The organism is Terribacillus saccharophilus, assembly GCF_000725365.1.
Classification (GTDB): Bacteria; Bacillota; Bacilli; order Bacillales; family Amphibacillaceae; genus Terribacillus; species Terribacillus saccharophilus.
Genome location: NZ_CP008876.1, coordinates 841,513 through 859,485 on the forward strand (window position 1 = coordinate 841,513; position 17,973 = coordinate 859,485).

The 17,973-nt window shown below is 42.3% G+C and carries 12 protein-coding genes; 11 read left to right on the forward strand and 1 reads right to left on the reverse strand.

Features of this window, described 5'->3' with window-relative positions:
• Positions 1-303 precede the first annotated feature (303 nt).
• The 7 genes from GZ22_RS04355 to GZ22_RS04385 all read left to right on the forward strand — a co-directional run bounded on the left by GZ22_RS04355 (position 304) and on the right by GZ22_RS04385 (position 10,769).
• Positions 304-3,150 (forward strand): 2-oxoglutarate dehydrogenase E1 component, encoded by a 2,847-nt coding sequence (locus GZ22_RS04355; RefSeq protein ID WP_038559096.1) that lies wholly within the window; start codon positions 304-306, stop codon positions 3,148-3,150.
• Entirely contained in the window at positions 3,147-4,412 is a 1,266-nt protein-coding gene (gene odhB / locus GZ22_RS04360; RefSeq protein ID WP_038559099.1) for a 2-oxoglutarate dehydrogenase complex dihydrolipoyllysine-residue succinyltransferase, read from the forward strand. The genes GZ22_RS04355 and odhB overlap by 4 nt, the downstream gene beginning before the upstream one ends.
• A 113-nt stretch (positions 4,413-4,525) precedes the next feature.
• Complete coding sequence (locus tag GZ22_RS04365) at positions 4,526-6,022, forward strand: spore germination protein (RefSeq protein WP_164072029.1); 1,497 nt, start codon at positions 4,526-4,528, stop codon at positions 6,020-6,022.
• Positions 6,009-7,118, forward strand: a complete 1,110-nt coding sequence (locus tag GZ22_RS04370) for a GerAB/ArcD/ProY family transporter (protein WP_038559101.1) — start codon at positions 6,009-6,011, stop codon at positions 7,116-7,118. The genes GZ22_RS04365 and GZ22_RS04370 overlap by 14 nt, the downstream gene beginning before the upstream one ends.
• Complete coding sequence (locus tag GZ22_RS04375) at positions 7,115-8,233, forward strand: Ger(x)C family spore germination protein (protein ID WP_038559103.1); 1,119 nt, start codon at positions 7,115-7,117, stop codon at positions 8,231-8,233. The genes GZ22_RS04370 and GZ22_RS04375 overlap by 4 nt, the downstream gene beginning before the upstream one ends.
• 81 nt (positions 8,234-8,314) lie before the next feature.
• The gene (gene yhbH / locus GZ22_RS04380) at positions 8,315-9,478 is read left to right on the forward strand and encodes a sporulation protein YhbH (protein ID WP_038559105.1); all 1,164 of its coding nucleotides are present in this window, start codon (positions 8,315-8,317) and stop codon (positions 9,476-9,478) included.
• A 211-nt stretch (positions 9,479-9,689) separates the two neighbouring features.
• On the forward strand, positions 9,690-10,769 hold the full coding sequence (locus tag GZ22_RS04385) for an undecaprenyldiphospho-muramoylpentapeptide beta-N-acetylglucosaminyltransferase (protein ID WP_038565621.1): 1,080 nt from the start codon (positions 9,690-9,692) through the stop codon (positions 10,767-10,769).
• A 7-nt stretch (positions 10,770-10,776) separates the two neighbouring features.
• Here GZ22_RS04385 and GZ22_RS04390 read toward each other — a convergent pair whose 3' ends face one another.
• Complete coding sequence (locus GZ22_RS04390) at positions 10,777-11,343, reverse strand: beta-class carbonic anhydrase (protein WP_038559107.1); 567 nt, start codon at positions 11,341-11,343, stop codon at positions 10,777-10,779.
• Positions 11,344-11,856: 513 nt separating this feature from the next.
• On the opposite strand from GZ22_RS04390, the gene GZ22_RS04395 reads away from it, so the two are divergent.
• From GZ22_RS04395 to GZ22_RS04410, 4 genes are all read left to right on the forward strand, one after another.
• Positions 11,857-13,608, forward strand: a complete 1,752-nt coding sequence (locus GZ22_RS04395; protein ID WP_038559109.1) for an ABC transporter ATP-binding protein — start codon at positions 11,857-11,859, stop codon at positions 13,606-13,608.
• On the forward strand, positions 13,605-15,638 hold the full coding sequence (locus tag GZ22_RS04400; RefSeq protein WP_038559111.1) for an ABC transporter ATP-binding protein: 2,034 nt from the start codon (positions 13,605-13,607) through the stop codon (positions 15,636-15,638). The genes GZ22_RS04395 and GZ22_RS04400 overlap by 4 nt, the downstream gene beginning before the upstream one ends.
• Before the next feature lie 265 nt (positions 15,639-15,903).
• Positions 15,904-16,635 carry an RNA polymerase sigma-I factor gene (gene sigI, locus GZ22_RS04405; protein ID WP_038559113.1) on the forward strand — a complete coding sequence of 244 codons (732 nt, stop codon included), beginning with the start codon at positions 15,904-15,906 and terminating at the stop codon, positions 16,633-16,635.
• The gene (locus GZ22_RS04410; RefSeq protein WP_038559117.1) at positions 16,635-17,879 is read left to right on the forward strand and encodes an anti-sigma factor domain-containing protein; all 1,245 of its coding nucleotides are present in this window, start codon (positions 16,635-16,637) and stop codon (positions 17,877-17,879) included. The genes sigI and GZ22_RS04410 overlap by 1 nt, the downstream gene beginning before the upstream one ends.
• Positions 17,880-17,973: the final 94 nt, after the last annotated feature.

The following is a 17,973-nucleotide window of genomic DNA, read 5'->3' on the forward strand; positions in this document are numbered from 1 at the left end:
GAGGATAATTGGAAAATAGCTTTCCAATTATCCTCTTTTTTAATTTAAAAAAGCAATGATTTTTTCTTGCTGAAACAAAAATGTAAAAACGCTTTCAAAATGATGATATTTATGAAGTGGCATTATATAAACCCTTATATATCAATAAAGAAAGCGTTTTAAAAATTTTCTTGTTTTAGTTGTAAGTTTCGTCTGGTTACGGTATATTGGGAGTGTGAAAACGTATTAAGTTACTTAAAATAATTTCCAATTCCTAAGCCTTTGCTATTTTAAAAAAAGTTACTTCTATTGGGGGGAACAGTCGTGGGACAAAAGGAATCTAGCGAAAGATTCTGGGAGAACTTCCATGGACCAAATATGGGTTATGTGGAAGAGCAATACGACAAATACAGGCAAGATCCGGAATCAGTGGAAGCATCACTAAAGGAACTATTCGATACGCATGGAGAGCCAAGGGTGATGCAGCGTCAAGGGGAAGACGCTCCATCAACAGGAATGTCCGAAGCATCCATTAAGAAAATTACTGCTGCAATTCAGCTTGTAGAAGCAATTCGCCGCTATGGCCATCTTGAAGCAGATATTTATCCAGTAGGCGGAGAGCATGCAGAAACTACGGTGCTGACCAAAATGGAGGATTATCAGTTAACTGAATCTGACTTGCGGGATATACCGGCAAGCTTTGTGTGGGAAGACGCTCCGAATAATGTACATACGGCCTTGGATGCCGTGCAGCTATTGAAGGAAAGGTATGCAGGTACTACTTCCTTCGAGTATGATCATGTCGGTAATCATGAAGAGCGAAAATGGCTGCAAGACCAAATTGAAACTGCATCCTATATTCCAGGGTGGAGTGAAACTGATAAAAAGGAAATTTTGAAACGGCTTACAGATGTGGAAGGCTTTGAATCTTTCCTGGCTCGTACTTTTGTCGGTCAGAAGCGTTTCTCAATCGAAGGTCTTGAAGCGATGGTTCCGATGCTGGATTCTATCATTAAAGAAGCGTGCCTCGCTGATACAAATGAAGTAATGCTTGGCATGGCACATAGAGGAAGGCTGTCTGTACTTGCACATGTATTAGGCAAGCCTTTCGATCTTATCTTCTCAGAATTCAATCATACGGGTGAGAAAGAACTGCTTCCTTCAGAAGGATCAAGAGGGCTGCATGGCGGCTGGACCGGTGATGTGAAGTACCATTTCGGTGCTGTAGCAGAACATCATGAAGGGCAAGAGAAGCATACAACCATTACATTGGCAAACAACCCGTCTCACTTAGAATTTGTGAATCCGATCGTAGAAGGATTTACAAGAGCGGCACAGGATGATACCTCGAAAGCAGGGTATCCGGATCAGGACCCATCAAAAGCGCTTAGTATCCTCATTCATGGAGATGCTGCTTTCATCGGGGAAGGGGTTGTAGCTGAGACGCTTAACCTAGGTGATTTACCAGGTTATTCGACTGCTGGTTCGGTGCATATTATTGCAAACAACCAGGTCGGCTTTACAACGAATCGCCGAGATGGACGATCTACTCGATACGCAAGTGATTTAGCAAAAGGTTTCGAAATTCCAATTATTCATGTAAACGCTGACGACCCGCTTGCATGTGTGGCAGCAGCATTACTTGCTTTCCGTTACCGCCAGCGTTTCAATAAGAGCATCCTGATTGATCTTGTTGGTTACCGCCGATATGGACACAACGAGATGGATGAACCTCGTTCGACACAGCCGATCCTTTATCAGGATATTGATGCACATGATACGGTAGCGAAAATCTTCTCTGCGAAATTGGAAGAAGAAAAAGTTGTCACAGGACAAGATGGCTATGACTCTCTTAGTGCGCAAATCGGTGAACACCTGAAGGATATCTTCCAGAATATGAAGGAAGAAGATGCGAAGGAAAAGCTGCCGAAACCAGAACCGGAAGCTTTGAAATGTGATCTGCCGAAGATCAAAACTAGTGTCCCAGCAGATACACTGTTCTCCCTTAATAGACAGCTTCAGAAAAGACCAGAAGGATTCCAAGTCTTTAAGAAGTTAATAAAGATTATCTCGAAACGGCATCAAGCATTCGAAGAAGAAGGTAAAGCAGACTGGGCTGTCGGTGAGATTCTCGCTTATGCCAGCATCTTGCAGGAAGGCACGCCAATACGTCTGACGGGTCAGGATTCAGAACGAGGCACATTTGCCCATCGACATGCAGTTCTGCATGATGTCGAAACAGACGCAACGTATTCACCGCTACATGGATTGGACGAAGCAAAATCATTTGCTCTTCATAATAGTCCGCTATCAGAGGCTGGTGTTATCGGCTTTGAATATGGTTATAGCGTACACAATCCAAATGCTTTCGTCCTTTGGGAAGCACAATTCGGTGACTTTGCTAATACAGGCCAGGTTCTTTTCGATCAGTTTATTGCAGCTGGCCGAGCTAAATGGGGCGAAAAGTCCAATATGGCTATGCTGCTGCCGCATGGATATGAGGGACAAGGACCGGAGCATTCTAGCGGTCGGGTCGAAAGATTCCTTCAGCTTGCAGCAGAGAATAATTTGATTATCGCAAATGTGACAAGTTCCGCCCAGCTGTTTCACCTGCTGCGCAGACAAGCGAAACTTGGTGGAAAGGAAGAGGCAAGACCTCTTGTTCTGATGACGCCGAAAAGCTTGATGCGGAGTGCTCGTCTGGCAAGTAAGCTGGAAGAATTCACAGAAGGAAGCTTCTCGTCTCTGCGCGTTCAGCCGAACAACGAGGCAACAACTGAAACAGCTAAAACACTTGTATTAGGAAGCGGAAAAGTGATGGTGGATCTGGAAGAAGCAATGGAAAAAGATGCGGGTGCATTTGAAGAACTTCATATCGTCCGTCTTGAGCAGCTTTATCCGTTCCCTGCCCAGAGAATTAAGCAAATCCTTGAAGATTACCCTTCTATTAGTGAAGTGAGATGGGTGCAGGAAGAACCGCGTAATATGGGGGCATGGACATTTGTCCGTGACAGAATTGAAGCAATCCTTTCAGAAGATCAGACACTTGAGTATATTGGCCGTCCAGATCGTGCATCACCTGCAGTAGGAAAACCTGCTGTCCATAAAACAGAACAAAAGCAGATCATCAACCAAGCCTTAAAGCTGTCCAAGGGAGGAGTTAGCGTATGAAGGAACTAAAAGTACCAGAGCTGGCAGAATCAATTACAGAGGGAACAATCTCCGAGTGGTTAGTCAATCCAGGTGACCATGTTGAGAAGGGAGATCCTGTCCTCGAATTGGAAACAGATAAGGTAAATGTGGAAGTCAATGCGGAGTATAGCGGTGTGGTGAAGGAACTGTTAAAGGAAGCTGGCGATGATGTAGAAGTAGGCGATATCATTGCTACGGTTGACGAAAATGGAGAAGCTGGCGGCGAAGCAGACACTTCTGCAGCTGAAGAGACGAAAGCAGAAGCGGCAGCTGTAGCGGAAGCTCCGGCTGAAGAGAAGAAGGAAGAGACAAAGGTCGAAGCAGCAGAACCTGCTGCAGCCAATAAGAATACACTGGCAACTCCAGCAGCTCGCAAGCGTGCTCGTGAGTTAGGTATCAGCCTGGATGAGATCTCAGCACGTGATCCATTCGGCAGAGTTCGACCAGAAGATGTTGAGGAAGCAGCGAAACCGAAAGAAAAACCTGCCAAGCAGGCCAAAGATGACAAACCGAAGAAGTCAGCAAAGACAGAGTTTGAAAAACCAGTAGAGCGTGTAAAAATGACTCGCCGCCGTCAAACAATCGCAAACAGACTGGTGGAAGCACAGCACACATCTGCAATGCTTACCACTTTCAATGAAGTCGACATGACAGCAGTCATGCAGCTTCGAAGTCAACGTAAGGATAAATTCCTTGAAAAACATGATGTGAAGCTTGGATTTATGAGCTTCTTTACAAAAGCGGTTGTCGGGGCATTGAAGGAATTCCCTTACATCAATGCTGAAATTCAGGATAATGAAATTGTGCTGAAGAAATTCTACGATGTTGGTATAGCTGTATCTACCGACGATGGACTAGTTGTTCCAGTCGTGCGGGATGCTGATCGACTAGACTTTGCAGGCATTGAAAGCGAGATTTCCCGATTAGGCAAGAAAGCCCGTAACAAAGAGTTAAGCTTGGATGAACTGAACGGTGGCTCATTTACTATTACAAATGGCGGTATTTTTGGTTCACTCGTTTCTACACCGATACTAAATACACCACAAGTCGGTATCCTAGGGATGCATACAATCCAGAAACGTCCAATTGCCATGCCGGATGATACAATCCAGATTCGTCCGATGATGTACCTTGCACTTTCCTACGATCATCGTATCGTCGATGGAAAAGATGCAGTCCAGTTCCTTGTACGTATCAAGCAATTGCTTGAAGATCCATACGATCTCCTTTTGGAAGGTTAAGCTATACGAAACCGCCCTCATAATGAGGGCGGTTTTTTTGCATTCTCTTTTCCTACATATCTTTCCTGTACCTGCACAAACTAACGGAAATGGAACTGGAAAGGTGCGTCGACATGGGTTTCTTTAAGCAGAAAAATAACCAGCAAGTGCAGGAGAAAGTTATAAGAGAAGACAAGATGCCGCCGCATCGATCCACAGCATCACTAGAGAAGAACATACGCTACATCCAGGAAGAATTGAAGAATTCAACCGATTTAAAAGTACGGCTGCTTCCGGGTAATAAACAAGCTTTACTTTACTTGGATGATATTACAGATCCGGATAAAATGCAGCGATATATCTTCACACCGCTAAGGGAAATGGATGGAGATATTCAAAAAATTAAAGATCGGGAAGAAAGTGATGATCTTAATAAAGCAGTATCTGCGCTTCTGGAAGGTAAGTCTATCTATTTAATTGAAGGGAACGCTACATGCTATTTCTTTAATGTGCAGCAAAATGTAACTCGGGCTATCATGGAGCCAATGAATGAAAAGGTCATCAAAGGATCTCATGATGGCTTTAATGAAGACATTAAGCAAAATATCAACCTCATTCGCCGCCGTATCCAGCATCGCAGTCTAACCATAAAAAAACAGACGGTTGGCGATTATACAGAGTCTGAAATCGCTTTGGTTTATGTGGAGGGTATAGTCAATCCAGGTGTAGTGAAGGAACTGGAAACAAGGGTGAAAAATATCAGCAGTGATGCACTGTTGAGTGCTGGAGCTTTCAGTGAATATATTGAGGATCGTACGTATAGTATCTTTCCGCAATTCTTAAGTACGGAAAGGCCAGATAAGACGGTTTCACAGCTCATGGAGGGAAGAATTGCGATTCTTTTTGCGAACAATCCTACTTGTCTTATTGCTCCGGTGACTTTCTATGCTTTCTATCAATCACCTGATGATTATAATACTCGTTGGCTAGTTGCGACATATATTCGTTTAATTCGTCTGTTCAGTTTTATTCTGGCGATTACGCTGCCGTCATTTTATATTGCAGTAGTTGGCTTTCATTATGAAGTGATTCCAGAAGAATTGATTTCACCAGTCTTAGGGGCTATCAGGGATATAGCTTACCCGCCTATTGTCGAAGCAGTGCTAATGGTAATTGTCATTGAACTCATACGAGAATCTGGGATTAGACTGCCATCCCCTATTGGTTCGACAATCGGTATTGTCGGAGGTCTTGTTATCGGTGATGCGATTGTAACAGCAGGATTGGTATCTAATTTGATGGTAATCGTGATTGCCCTTACATCTCTGGCTTCCTTTGTTGTACCATCTAATGAAATGAGTGATTCATTAAGAATACTGACTTTCCCGCTGATAATCCTGAGCTCAGTTCTTGGCTTCATCGGGATTGCCTTCGGTTTACTTATGGTGCTTATTCATCTATGTCGCATGGAATCATTGGGATTAAGCTATTTTACGCCTATCCAGTTCAGAGATTTAAAAGACACAGTAATACGTGTGCCGCAATTCTTAATGAAGCGCCGGCCAGAACAATTAGAATCACCACGCCCGTACAAGTCAAATGAATTGAGTGATAAACATGGCAAAAAGTAATACAAAACAAAAAATCACTTTATCTCAACTGGCTTACATTTTTATTCAGAGTCAAATCGGCGTCGATATCCTTAATTTGTCTACTGTTCTACATAGAGAGGCAGGAGCTGATGGATGGATCGCATTGCTGATTGGCGGTGTAATCTCAATATTTTTTGTTTTGATGATATTGCATATAAGCAAATGCTATCCAGGTGAAGGTCTATTCGAGATTTTACAAAGTACTTTTGGTAAAGTTTTGGGCGCATTGGCGGGGTTTGGATACTATGTGTATTTTCTAGTTGTCGCTATCTATCTTTTAACGTCCTACGGTGAGTTAATCAATCAATGGTTGCTGCCAGAGACGCCGGTTTTAGTGTTATATGCATTACTTGTTATCAGTGCGCTCTACACGATTTCTGGTGGTCTAACCTTGATAGCGAAGGTGTTTACCTTTTTTGCTATTATTTTGTTTATCATTTCTGCCTTATTTTTATTCGGATTCGTGGATGCAAAATTTATTTACTTGCTTCCAATGGGGCAAGCATCTTTTTCAGAGTATGTCGAAGGAGTAAGAGTGACCATTTATTCCTTAAGCAGTTATGTTCTGTTATTGCTATTCATTCCTTATACGGAAGGAAGCATTAAACAGAAAACACGCACGCTAGTAGGAGCTCATTTGCTTGTCATTTCTTTCTACTTATATACAGTCATTGTATCCTTTGCTCATTTTGGTACAGATCAGATAGATCATGTATCGCAACCAGTTCTGTATATGCTGCGGACGGCAGATTCTGTCATTATTACAAGGATCGATATCTTTGTACTTGCCATGTGGACTGTTTTTGCCCTGACAGCATTCGCTGCTTATCTGTATGCTGCAGAAAGAGCTTTTGCAAAAGTGCCTAAGCAAAAGAAAAAAATGTTGAACGTATATTCTGCATCCGTCATTGTTCTGGGAGTTGCTTATTGGGGTGGATTAAATGAAGAGAATATCAGAATTATCATTGACTTTCAGGATAAGATTACGGAAGCATTCACAATATATATTCCACTCCTCTTATTCGTGCTTTCATTCATGCGCCGAAAGGATAAACAAAAGGGGACCGCACAATGAAAAAACTTACAATGATTCTCTTATGCTGCATCCTGCTATTATCTGGCTGCTGGGATGCGCGCGAATTCAAGGAAGTAAAGCTCGGCATCACGGCTGCCTATGATTTGACGGATGATGGTGTTTATAAGAATACAATTCTCATACCAAATGTACAAAACAGTTCGCAGGGCCCAGGAAAAGAATCCACACAGTTCCTTACCTCCACTGGAAAGACTTCGTCTCAATCACGAAGTAATATAGACAGGCGGCTATCGTCTACCTATAGTCCAGCTCAGCTAGATGTTGTATTACTGGGATCGAATCTTGCCAAACAAGACATTTATCCATACTTGGATGCTTATTACCGTGATCCAAGGATGCATTTGGATTGTGTTCCTGTAGTTGTGAAAGGGAGTGCAGAACAGGCACTTAAAGTTGTTCCGGAATCAGAGGTTCGCCCAAGTGAATATATAGAAGGTATTATTGAGTCCGAAGTTGAAACGACAAATTCGGTCGAGGTAAGTTTACAATCGATAGGATCAGAGCTGTATGAAGAAGGGGAGGATTTTGTCTTACCCTTAATGGAAGTTGGGGATGCTGGTAAAACAGTATCTTATGAAGGATTGGCACTCTTCCATAAATCCAGCTATACAGGTAAAGATATTGATTACGACCACACGACATTATTTTTGCTGATGAAAAAAGTGAAAGGTAAAGTAGCTAGAATTAGTACTAAGTTGTATGAAGAAAAGAAACCCGAACCAGATAACTATACAACTATTAATATTGAGGATTTCTCAAGCAGTGTGAAATCAAAACCTGATAAACAAAACAAGGTCAGAACTGATATCAAACTGGAATTGACGGTAATGATTCAAGAATATCCACAAGACCACCTTTCTTTAAGCGATTTGCCTGAGGTCAAGAAAAATCTTGAACAAGCACTTACTGATCAGGCAAATGAAACTATCCGAACTATCCAAGAAGCAAATAGCGATGTTTTCGGAATTGGCCGCAGCATGTACGGCCATTATCCATCATATTGGGAGAAACTCGATTGGGAAAAGGATTTCAAGGAGATCAAAATCGTTCCGCATATTACTGTAAACATCCGTTCACGCGGAATTTTCAGATAATTTAACAGTTTTCTATAGTTTGTTTAATCAATAGCAGCACTCCCGCATAAGATAGACTAATTATCTTAAGGAGGCTGGCGAATGAGTGATTCCAACCATTTTGCAGTGTCAGAAGAAGACTGGTCCCTCCATCGAAAAGGATATGATGATCAAAAGCGGCATCAGGAGAAGGTCCAGGAAGTATTGAAGAACAAGCTGCCCGATTTGATCACGGAAGAAAATATTATCATGTCTAATGGAAAAGATCTGATCAAGATACCGATTAGATCATTGGATGAATACAAAATCCGCTATAGTCAAGACAAGAATAAGCATGCCGGCCAAGGAAAAGGCGATAGTAAAGTTGGAGATGTGCTGGGGCGTGCCGGCGGTCAGCAGAAGGCGCCTGGCAAAGGGCAAGGGGAAGCTGGAGACCAGCCAGGTCAAGACTACTATGAAGCAGAAGTATCATTTGAAGAACTGGAAGAGAATTTCTACAGTCAGCTTGAACTGCCGAATTTGGAGCAGAAAGATGAACAGCAGATGATTGTAACGGATATTGCGTTTCATGACATCCGCAAAACTGGGCTTGTCGGTAATATTGACAAAAAACGAACAATGCTAGAGGCGTTCAAACGAAATGCTCTAAGCGGCACAGCATCGTTTGCTCCGATTTATCCAGAAGATGTGCGTTACAAAACATGGGACACGATTGAAAAACCAGATTCGAAGGCTGTCGTACTTGCTATGCTGGATACGAGCGGCAGTATGGGAAATTGGGAGAAATATGTGGCTAGAAGCTTCTTCTTTTGGATGACAAGATTCCTGCGAACGAAATACGAAACAGTCGAAATCGAATTCATTGCTCATCATACAGAAGCGAATGTTGTCGATGAAGAGTCCTTTTTCTCTAAAGGAGAAAGCGGGGGTACAATCTGTTCATCTGCTTACAGGAAAGCATTACAGTTAATAGACGAGAAATATCCACCATCGGCTTATAATATTTATCCGTTCCATTTTTCAGATGGTGACAACCTTACTTCTGATAACAGTCGATGCATTGGTTTAATCAATCAGCTTATCGAGAAATCAAGTATGTTCGGCTACGGAGAGGTCAACCAGTATAACCGTCATTCTACATTGATGCAGATTTTCCGTAAAATGGAACATCCGAAATTCCGTTATTATGTACTGCGAAAGAAAACCGATGTCTTCTATGCAATGCATCGCTTCTTCTCGAACGAAGAAGCCGAAATCACCGTTTGAACAGCAGTATTTCACTGCTGTTTTTTTCTGTTTTTAGGAAAAATGAACATGTAAAAAGCATATATTGGTCATATGCCAAAAAGCCCTTTCTTTTTTCTAAATTATCCTTTAGGATAGAATAGGCGATAAAATGTTTCGTTTATATTACAAATAAATTACAGATATATTAAATAGAGAAGTGCTTTTAATGGGAAAGGGAAGGATTTACAACATGAAGGAAAAACGGATTCTATTTACGGGGGGCGGCACTGCCGGCCATGTAATCGTGAACGTGGCCTTGATTCCTGTATTCAGGCAGGAAGGATGGAAGATCGATTACATTGGTTCAAAAAATGGAATAGAGCGTGACCTTATTGAACCGATGGAAGGCGTTACCTATCATAGTATCTCAACAGGAAAACTGAGAAGGTACATGTCCAAAGAGAATTTCAAGGATCCTTTCAAAGTGATGAAAGGAACAATGCAGGCGTATCGAATCATGGGGAAAGTGAAACCACATGTAATTTTCTCAAAAGGTGGATTCGTTTCGGTGCCAGTCTTGTTTGCATCTTGGCTCCGTCATATTCCAGCTGTCATTCATGAATCAGATATCACACCGGGACTCGCGAATAAGCTTGCTATGCCATTCGCAAAGAAAATCGTGACAACATTTGCAGAAACGGTATCACATGTTTCTGCTAAGAAAGCAGAATGGGTTGGAGCGGTTGTGCGGGATGAGCTTATTCAAGGTAATCGTCGGGTCGGTTTGGAGCAACTTGGGTTTTCTCCTGAAAAAGCTGTGCTGTTCATCATGGGAGGAAGCGGTGGTTCCCAATTGATCAACGAAGCTGTTCGTTCCAGCTTGGATACGCTTTTAAACGAATTCCAGATCGTTCATATCTGTGGAAAAAATCAAATGGATAATACGATCAAGCGAGATGGGTACGTACAATTTGAATATGTGAATGAAGGGCTGAACGATTTGTTTGCAGCTTCTGATTTTGTCTTGTCACGAGCAGGTTCAAATGCGATCTTTGAATTTTTGGCACTGCGTAAGCCGATGCTGCTAGTTCCTTTATCTCGTAAAGCCAGCCGAGGAGACCAATTGCTTAATGCAAGCTCCTTCAAGAAACAAGGCTATGCAGATGTTCTGGAAGAAGAGAATCTGACAAGTGCTACCTTGATTCAGCATTTACAGGATCTCAAGGAACATAAAAATGAAATTTTACGAAACATGAGTCATTATGAAAGCCAAGAAGCGAAACAACGTGTAATTGAAATCATAAAAGAACATTCAAAAAAAACCAACTGACAAATTGTCAGTTGGTTTTTTCATATCCGTTGCGGATGACAGTAAGTTCACCAGTTGCGGGATCAATTACGAGTGCATGCACTGGAACCTGTTTTGGAAGCAATGGATGATTAGCAATCAAGGAGGCGCTGCTTTCTACTGACTCCTCCACACTATTGAAACCATCGAACCATGTATTTGCAATATCCTCACTGGATGATTGGCGCAAGTATGTCTCAACATCTCCACCTTGTTTGCTGATTTGTTCCAGCATATCAGAGCCGTGCAGATGGTGCATACCGCAGTCTTTGTGGCCGATAACGAATACTTCTTCGCCCTTTAAGGCATGTATTGCTACTAAAATACTTTTCATGGCACTATCAGAAGTGTCAACGAGCATTGCGCCAGCATTCTGAATGATTTTTGCATCTCCATTCTTCAAATTAACTGCTTTTGGCAGCAATTCAAGCAAGCGGGCATCCATACAAGTTAGAATGACAGCTTTCTTTGAAGGGAACTTGTCTGTTTCATACTGTGCATATACTTTGTCTTCTACGAATTTTTGGTTATGAACTAAGATGTCATCTAATAACATAGATCGTGACACTCCTTTTTAAAATTATCTTCTTTAGTTTACCATACCAGGACAAGTGTTTACATATTGCTTATTGCACAAATTATTTGAAAATTACGTTGACCTTTTTGAACCGGTATGTATATACTTATTATGCATAAAATAACAATTAGAAAGGAGGAACCCACAATGAATAACCGGAAAATAGCTTTTTTCAGCCAATTTCATAATGGGCAGCTCCTCCTTTGTTCGGAATCTTTACAGAGATAACTATATCTGGACGGAGTCTGCCGCATATCGCTTGCTGCTTACTTCTGAGAACGTGTACGTCTGCGGGCGTGCGCGTTTTTTTTATGCGCAAATTCAAGGGATTGTTGATACAAGCCGGAGTTCCCTTTCGGCTTTTTATCATAACTAGAAAACAAGGAGGAAAGGTTATGCTGAACGTTCAGACGAAACAATGGGGAGAAGATTGGAATGATGATGGTTAGCTGAACGACTGAGACAAATTCGCGATAGAAGGTTGGGAAAAGTATGTTTGATGTGTTGAAAAAGTTAGATTGGTTTTTCCTGAAATATTGGAAGCGATATACGATTGCAATTATCGCACTTATTATAGCCAGTTTGATCGGGTTAATTCCGCCGATGCTAATCGGCCAGACGATTGATGAGATCAATTATAACTCTCTTACTACAGAGAGACTTTGGCAAGTCATAGGTTTATTCCTCTTGCTAATCGTTTTACACTACGTTATTTCCTATGTATGGGACTACACGCTGTTCAGTGGTTCCGCAATTCTGGAAAGATTGATGCGTTCCAAGCTAATGGGACATTTCTTCCGCATGACGCCTACGTTCTTTGACAAGAAAAAAGTAGGTGATTTGATGGCCCAAGGAACGAATGATTTAAGGGCCATTTATATGACAAGCGGCTTCGGGGTGCTGACCTTGGTCGACTCGAGCATTTTCATGCTGATGATTATCGGAATCATGGGATTCTCAATCAGCTGGGAACTGACCTTGGTCGCTCTCATCCCGATGCCTATCATGGCTATCGTAATGCATAAATACGGAGAAGCAATCAACGAGCGCTTCACAGAAGCTCAGGAAGCTTTCGGGAACCTGAATAATGAAGTGTTGGAATCAATCCGCGGCGTTAGAGTCACCAGGGCGTTCGTTCAAGAAAAACAAGATGAGCAGCGATTCCAGGATATGACGGAAGATGTTTATCAAAAAAATATTAAGGTAGCCAAAATCGATGCATTGTTCGAGCCGACAATGAAAATCCTTGTTGGGCTTTCTTACACGATTGGTATCGGCTATGGAGCTTTGCTTGTCTTTCGTAATGAAATTACACTGGGGAATTTAGTGTCATTTAATATGTATCTTGGCATGCTGATTTGGCCAATGTTTGCGGTAGGAGAACTGATCAATGTGCTGCAGCGCGGAAATGCGTCCTTGGACCGTGTCAATATGACACTCGATTATCCTGCCGACGTAACAGATCCTGGAAAGCCTGCTGAAAAGGAAAAACCAGGGGATATTGTTTTTGATCACGTGAGTTTCCGTTATCCGGGGAATGATACAGAACGTCTTCATAATATCACCTTGGACATCAAACAAGGAACAACACTTGGTGTTGTCGGAAAGACTGGTGCCGGAAAGTCGACGCTGTTCAAGCAGCTGCTTCGTCAATATCCTCCAGGGGAAGGCAGATTGCTTCTTGGAGGTACGCCAATAGAGGAGTTCTCATTGGAAAAAACACGCAGCTGGATCGGTTATGTACCGCAGGAACAGATTCTCTTTTCTAAATCAATCAGAGAGAACATCCAGTATGGTAAACATGATGCAACTGATGAAGAGATTTTACGTGTAATGAAACTTGCGCACTTTCTTACAGATATTCAGAGTTTGCCAGAAGGTCTTGATACAAAAGTGGGCGAGAGCGGTGTAACGCTTTCTGGAGGTCAAAAACAGCGAGTAGCTCTGGCACGTGCTTTTATAAAAAATCCGGAAATATTGATCCTGGATGATTCGATGAGTGCGGTCGATGGCAAGACCGAAGCGAATATTATCGAACATTTGAAAACTGAACGCCAGGATAAAACAACAATTATTGCAGCTCACCGACTTTCGGCTGTTAAGCATGCGGAACAGATCATCGTGCTGGATGCCGGCGGAATTATAGAACAGGGTACGCATGAAGAACTTTTAGCCGCAAACGGCTGGTATGCAAGTCAATATTACTTGCAGCAGCTAGAGGATAAGGAGGTTATCTCCTCATGAAAAAAAACACAACGGAACGAAGACTGTTCCGATACGCTTTAAGCAATAAGAAGACCATCAATATCGGTCTTGTTTGTTTGCTGATTGCTGTAGTATTAGAGCTGGCAGGACCTTTAATTGCCGCTAGAATCATTGATCATCATATCCTTGGTATTGAAGCTACTTGGTACGAGGTCGAAGGTGAAACTGATAAGACAGTGGATTATGAAGGAAAGACCTATGTACGATCTGATGAGATACAAACGAACGAAGATGCAGTAGGTGAAGCAACCATTCTGCAGATTGGCAGGCATTTTTATTTTACGGATGCGGTTTTGCCTCTGGATGGCAGCAGGTCATTTGAGAATGGAATGATCACGGTTGATAGTCCAGGAGGAATAGAGGAAGCGGAAGGAACAAGACTTTCAGCAAGTGAGCTGTATGAATTCTTCAGTCCGCAGTTCCAGCCGATTATCATCCTCTTAATTATCTATGCAGCGCTTCTGTTTATCGCGGCTATATTCCAGTTTTGGAAGACCTTCCTGCTCCAGCAGGCTTCCAATAAAATCGTCCGCACGATGCGGAACGACATTTTCGCTCACACGCAGCGTGTCCCAATCAATTATTATGTGGATCGGCCAGCCGGTACGATCGTAGCTCGGATCACAAATGATACAGAGGCAATCCGAGATTTATATGAAAGGGTACTAGCAACCTTTGTAACGAGTTTTGTGTACATGGCCGGCATTTTCGTTGCCATGTTCTTCTTGAATGCCCGGCTTGCTGCTATCTGCTTGCTCGTAATTCCTATTTTCTGGGCTTGGATGAAGGTGTATAAGTACTTCGGTACCAAATACAATAAAGTCGTCAGAAAAACAGTAAGTGAAATTAACGGCAGTATCAATGAATCGATTCAGGGCATGCCGATCATTCAGGCGTTCAACCGGGAAAAAGAGACGAAAGCAGAATTCGAAGTACTGAATACGCGAAATTTCACATATCAGCGTAAGCTGATGAAGCTTAGCGCTTTGACTTCGCATAACTTAGTGACGGTGCTTCGTAATTTAGCTTTCGTTGCATTCATCTGGTATTTCGGCGGTGCAGCTGTAACAGGCGGCTCTATCGTTACTGTCGGTGTACTATATGCTTTTGTTGATTACTTGAACCGTTTATTCAATCCAGTAACAGATGCTGTGAACCAGCTGCCGCTGCTGGAGCAAGCTCGTGTCGCTGCTTCCCGGGTATTCCAGCTGCTTGATCAGCCGGGTGAGGATGTGGATTTGGAGGTTAGACGGGAGAAAAACCGTGGAGAGATTGCTTTTGAACATGTCAGCTTTGCTTATAATGACAAAGATTATGTCCTAAAGGATCTTAGCTTTGAGGTGAAAAGCGGACAGACAGCAGCCTTTGTTGGCCATACTGGTTCTGGAAAAAGTTCAATCATGAATTTACTATTCCGGTTTTATGATCATCAAAAAGGCAAAATAACGATTGATGGTATTGACACAAAAGAAATGTCACGTCAGCAGGTCCGTAGCAGTATGGGTATCGTACTGCAAGATCCGTTCCTTTTCACAGGTACGATTTTGACAAATGTGACGATGAATAACCCGGATATTTCTCGGGAAATGGCAATTCAGGCGTTGCAAGCCGTGGGAGCGGAACAATTCATTTCCAAGCTTCCAAAACAATATGATGAACCAGTCAAGGAAGGCGGATCCACACTCTCTATGGGAGAACGCCAGCTTGTCTCCTTTGCGAGAGCATTGGCTTTCAATCCGTCCATTCTTATCCTGGACGAAGCAACAGCCAATATAGATACGGAAACAGAGGCAATTATTCAGCGGGCTTTGGAGGTACTAAAGCAAGGCAGGACAACATTAGTTATTGCTCATAGACTTTCGACAATTATGCACGCTGACCAGATTTTTGTCCTGGATCACGGGAAGATATTGGAACAAGGCAATCATATGTCCCTATTGGAGAAACAGGGACAATATTATCAGATGTATTTGATGCAGCAAAGTGGCATCAAACGTTCTGCCGGTTAATGAAAGAGCCGTCCTGAATATACAGGGCGGCTTTTTTGTGGGGGTTATTGTTGCAGAGATTTAATTTTTTTGTAATTATTTTGAGAAGCAGCTTTCACTCTGAGTGTTGTATGATAGGCATATTGGTTAAGTATTGGAGTAAGTCATATGTCATGTATAAAAAACACGAATGAATTTATACGAAATTTACAAATGAATTTAGCTTGTTACACCCGAAAATTACAATTATGTTACGAAAAATATAGAAGGCTGGAGGTGATAGGTCTTGTATCTACGCCAGTCTAATGATCCTAACCGCGGAAAATTAGAAGAACAGATCAAAGAAGTGCAAGCCGGGAATACCGAGATGCAGAATGAGCTGATTGAGAGCTATCAGCCTTTCATAGCGAAATCTGTTTCCGAGGTTTGCCGCAGATTTATCGATCCTTCCAAGGATGAAGAATTTAGTATCGGCCTCTCGGCTTTCAATGAAGCGATGCTTGCTTATGCAGATGACAAAGGCAGTTCATTCCTTTCATTTGCAAAGCTTGTGATCAAACGAAAGACAATCGATTATATCAGACGCGAACGGATTCGCCTTCCTGCTGCTTCATTGGATGAGCTGTATGAAGATGACAGTGAGAATCCAAGAGAAGCTGAAGCTGCGCAGACAGCTTATAATCAAGAAACAGAAGCGTGGTATCGCCGTGCTGAAATCGAGGAGTACGATAAGAAACTGAAGGAATATAAGCTATCCTTTCAGGAGCTGATTCAGGTTGCCCCGAAACATCGTGATGCGAGGGAATCGGCAATCGAAGCAGCTAAGATTCTTCATAAGGATGATGAGCTGCGGGATTATGTAATGAGAAAGAAGAAAATCCCGATTAAGCAGCTAGTCGAAAAGGTAACAGTAAGCAAGAAGACGCTGGAAAGGAACAGGAAGTATATTCTCGCTATTTTCATTATATTGAGCGAGGATTATATCTACCTGAAGGACTACATGAAGGGGGTGAGTTAGTGAAGAGAGGAGTCGTCGTGAAACAAAGCCGCCGGAGCACGATTGTGCTGACCAGTGAAGGCACATTCCTGGAAATCAGTGCACAAGGGCAGGCAGAGATCGGGCAAGAAATCGAATTTAGTGCACAGGAACTGGTTCGGAGAACAAGAATCAATCATTGGACACCTTCCATGAAGAATTTCATGCGTGTTGCTGTATTGGTGCTTGTATTTGTCCTGGCATTATTTCCGGTTTATTCCTGGTTTAACGGCAACAAAGCATACGCTTATGTCAGTTTGGATTTCAATCCGAGCATTGAATTGAAAGTGAATAATCGTATGGATGTCGTCTCTGTGGCAGCTTTGAACGAAGATGCGAAAACGGTCCTCGCTAATCTGGATGATTGGCAAGATCAGGATGTTGAGACAGTCGCGGCCAGTATTTTGCGAATATCTAGTGACTTAGGTCTTTTAGCTGACTCGGAAAGTATTATTATTGGTGTGAATTATATTGAAGCCAAGCAAGAAGACAAGCAGCTGACAAATATTTTAGAGGGGTCAATCAACGGTTTTAACGACACATTACATATTGCTTCCTATCAAGTACCTGATAAGGTACGCGAAACAGCACAGGACGAGCAAAAATCCATGAATGAAATCATGGCTGAGTCCATACTCGAAGGAGACTCATCCAAGTCTGTACCTGCTCTTACACAATCGGATTCAGCTATTATTAAAGATTTTTATAAAGATGATGTGGAAGAAGATGGAGCAGAAGCGGAAGAGACTTCCCTTCAGACCAATGAGGACCCTGACCCAGAGCCTGTATACGCTGTAATAAATTCCGCAGAAAAGAGAGAGAAAGCGGATCAACAAGCAGATATAGTGAAAAAAGAGACGGAACAGACAGAAGCCAAACCGCTTAAAGCGCCAGCTGAACAGAAAAAGAATGAAGAAGCTGTGCGTTCAAGAGAAACAATAGAAGATAAAGAAAAAGCAAAAGAAGCTAAGAAACAAAACAAGGATGAAAAAAAGCGAGCAAAAGAAGCTGAAAAGCAGTTGAGAGAAGCTCAGAAGGAATCCAGAGCGAAAGAAAAGCAACTGGAAAAAGAAGAATCGAAGAAACAAAAAGAAAATCAATCAAATGATCATGGTAATAAAAGCAGGGAACATGAAGAAAATAAACATTCCTCCGCGAGAGATCAAGAAAATGGCAATAACAATGATATGGACGATGAAAGACGTGGAGAAAATGACGACTATTAAGCGTTTCTAGGGAAGAAGTAGGTAATCCTTGCTGGGATGCATCGGTGATTTTAGACAGACTTTTAGCTCATAATAGGACTACATGTATATTAAT

Coding starts and splice junctions, on each gene's coding strand:
- GZ22_RS04395 (WP_038559109.1), top strand. CDS start 11,857: ATGTTTGATGTGTTGAAAAAGTTAGATTGGTTTTTCCTGAAATATTGG.
- GZ22_RS04365 (WP_164072029.1), top strand. CDS start 4,526: ATGGGTTTCTTTAAGCAGAAAAATAACCAGCAAGTGCAGGAGAAAGTT.
- odhB (WP_038559099.1), top strand. CDS start 3,147: ATGAAGGAACTAAAAGTACCAGAGCTGGCAGAATCAATTACAGAGGGA.
- GZ22_RS04370 (WP_038559101.1), top strand. CDS start 6,009: ATGGCAAAAAGTAATACAAAACAAAAAATCACTTTATCTCAACTGGCT.
- GZ22_RS04400 (WP_038559111.1), top strand. CDS start 13,605: ATGAAAAAAAACACAACGGAACGAAGACTGTTCCGATACGCTTTAAGC.
- GZ22_RS04390 (WP_038559107.1), bottom strand. CDS start 11,343: ATGTTATTAGATGACATCTTAGTTCATAACCAAAAATTCGTAGAAGAC.
- yhbH (WP_038559105.1), top strand. CDS start 8,315: ATGAGTGATTCCAACCATTTTGCAGTGTCAGAAGAAGACTGGTCCCTC.
- GZ22_RS04375 (WP_038559103.1), top strand. CDS start 7,115: ATGAAAAAACTTACAATGATTCTCTTATGCTGCATCCTGCTATTATCT.
- GZ22_RS04385 (WP_038565621.1), top strand. CDS start 9,690: ATGAAGGAAAAACGGATTCTATTTACGGGGGGCGGCACTGCCGGCCAT.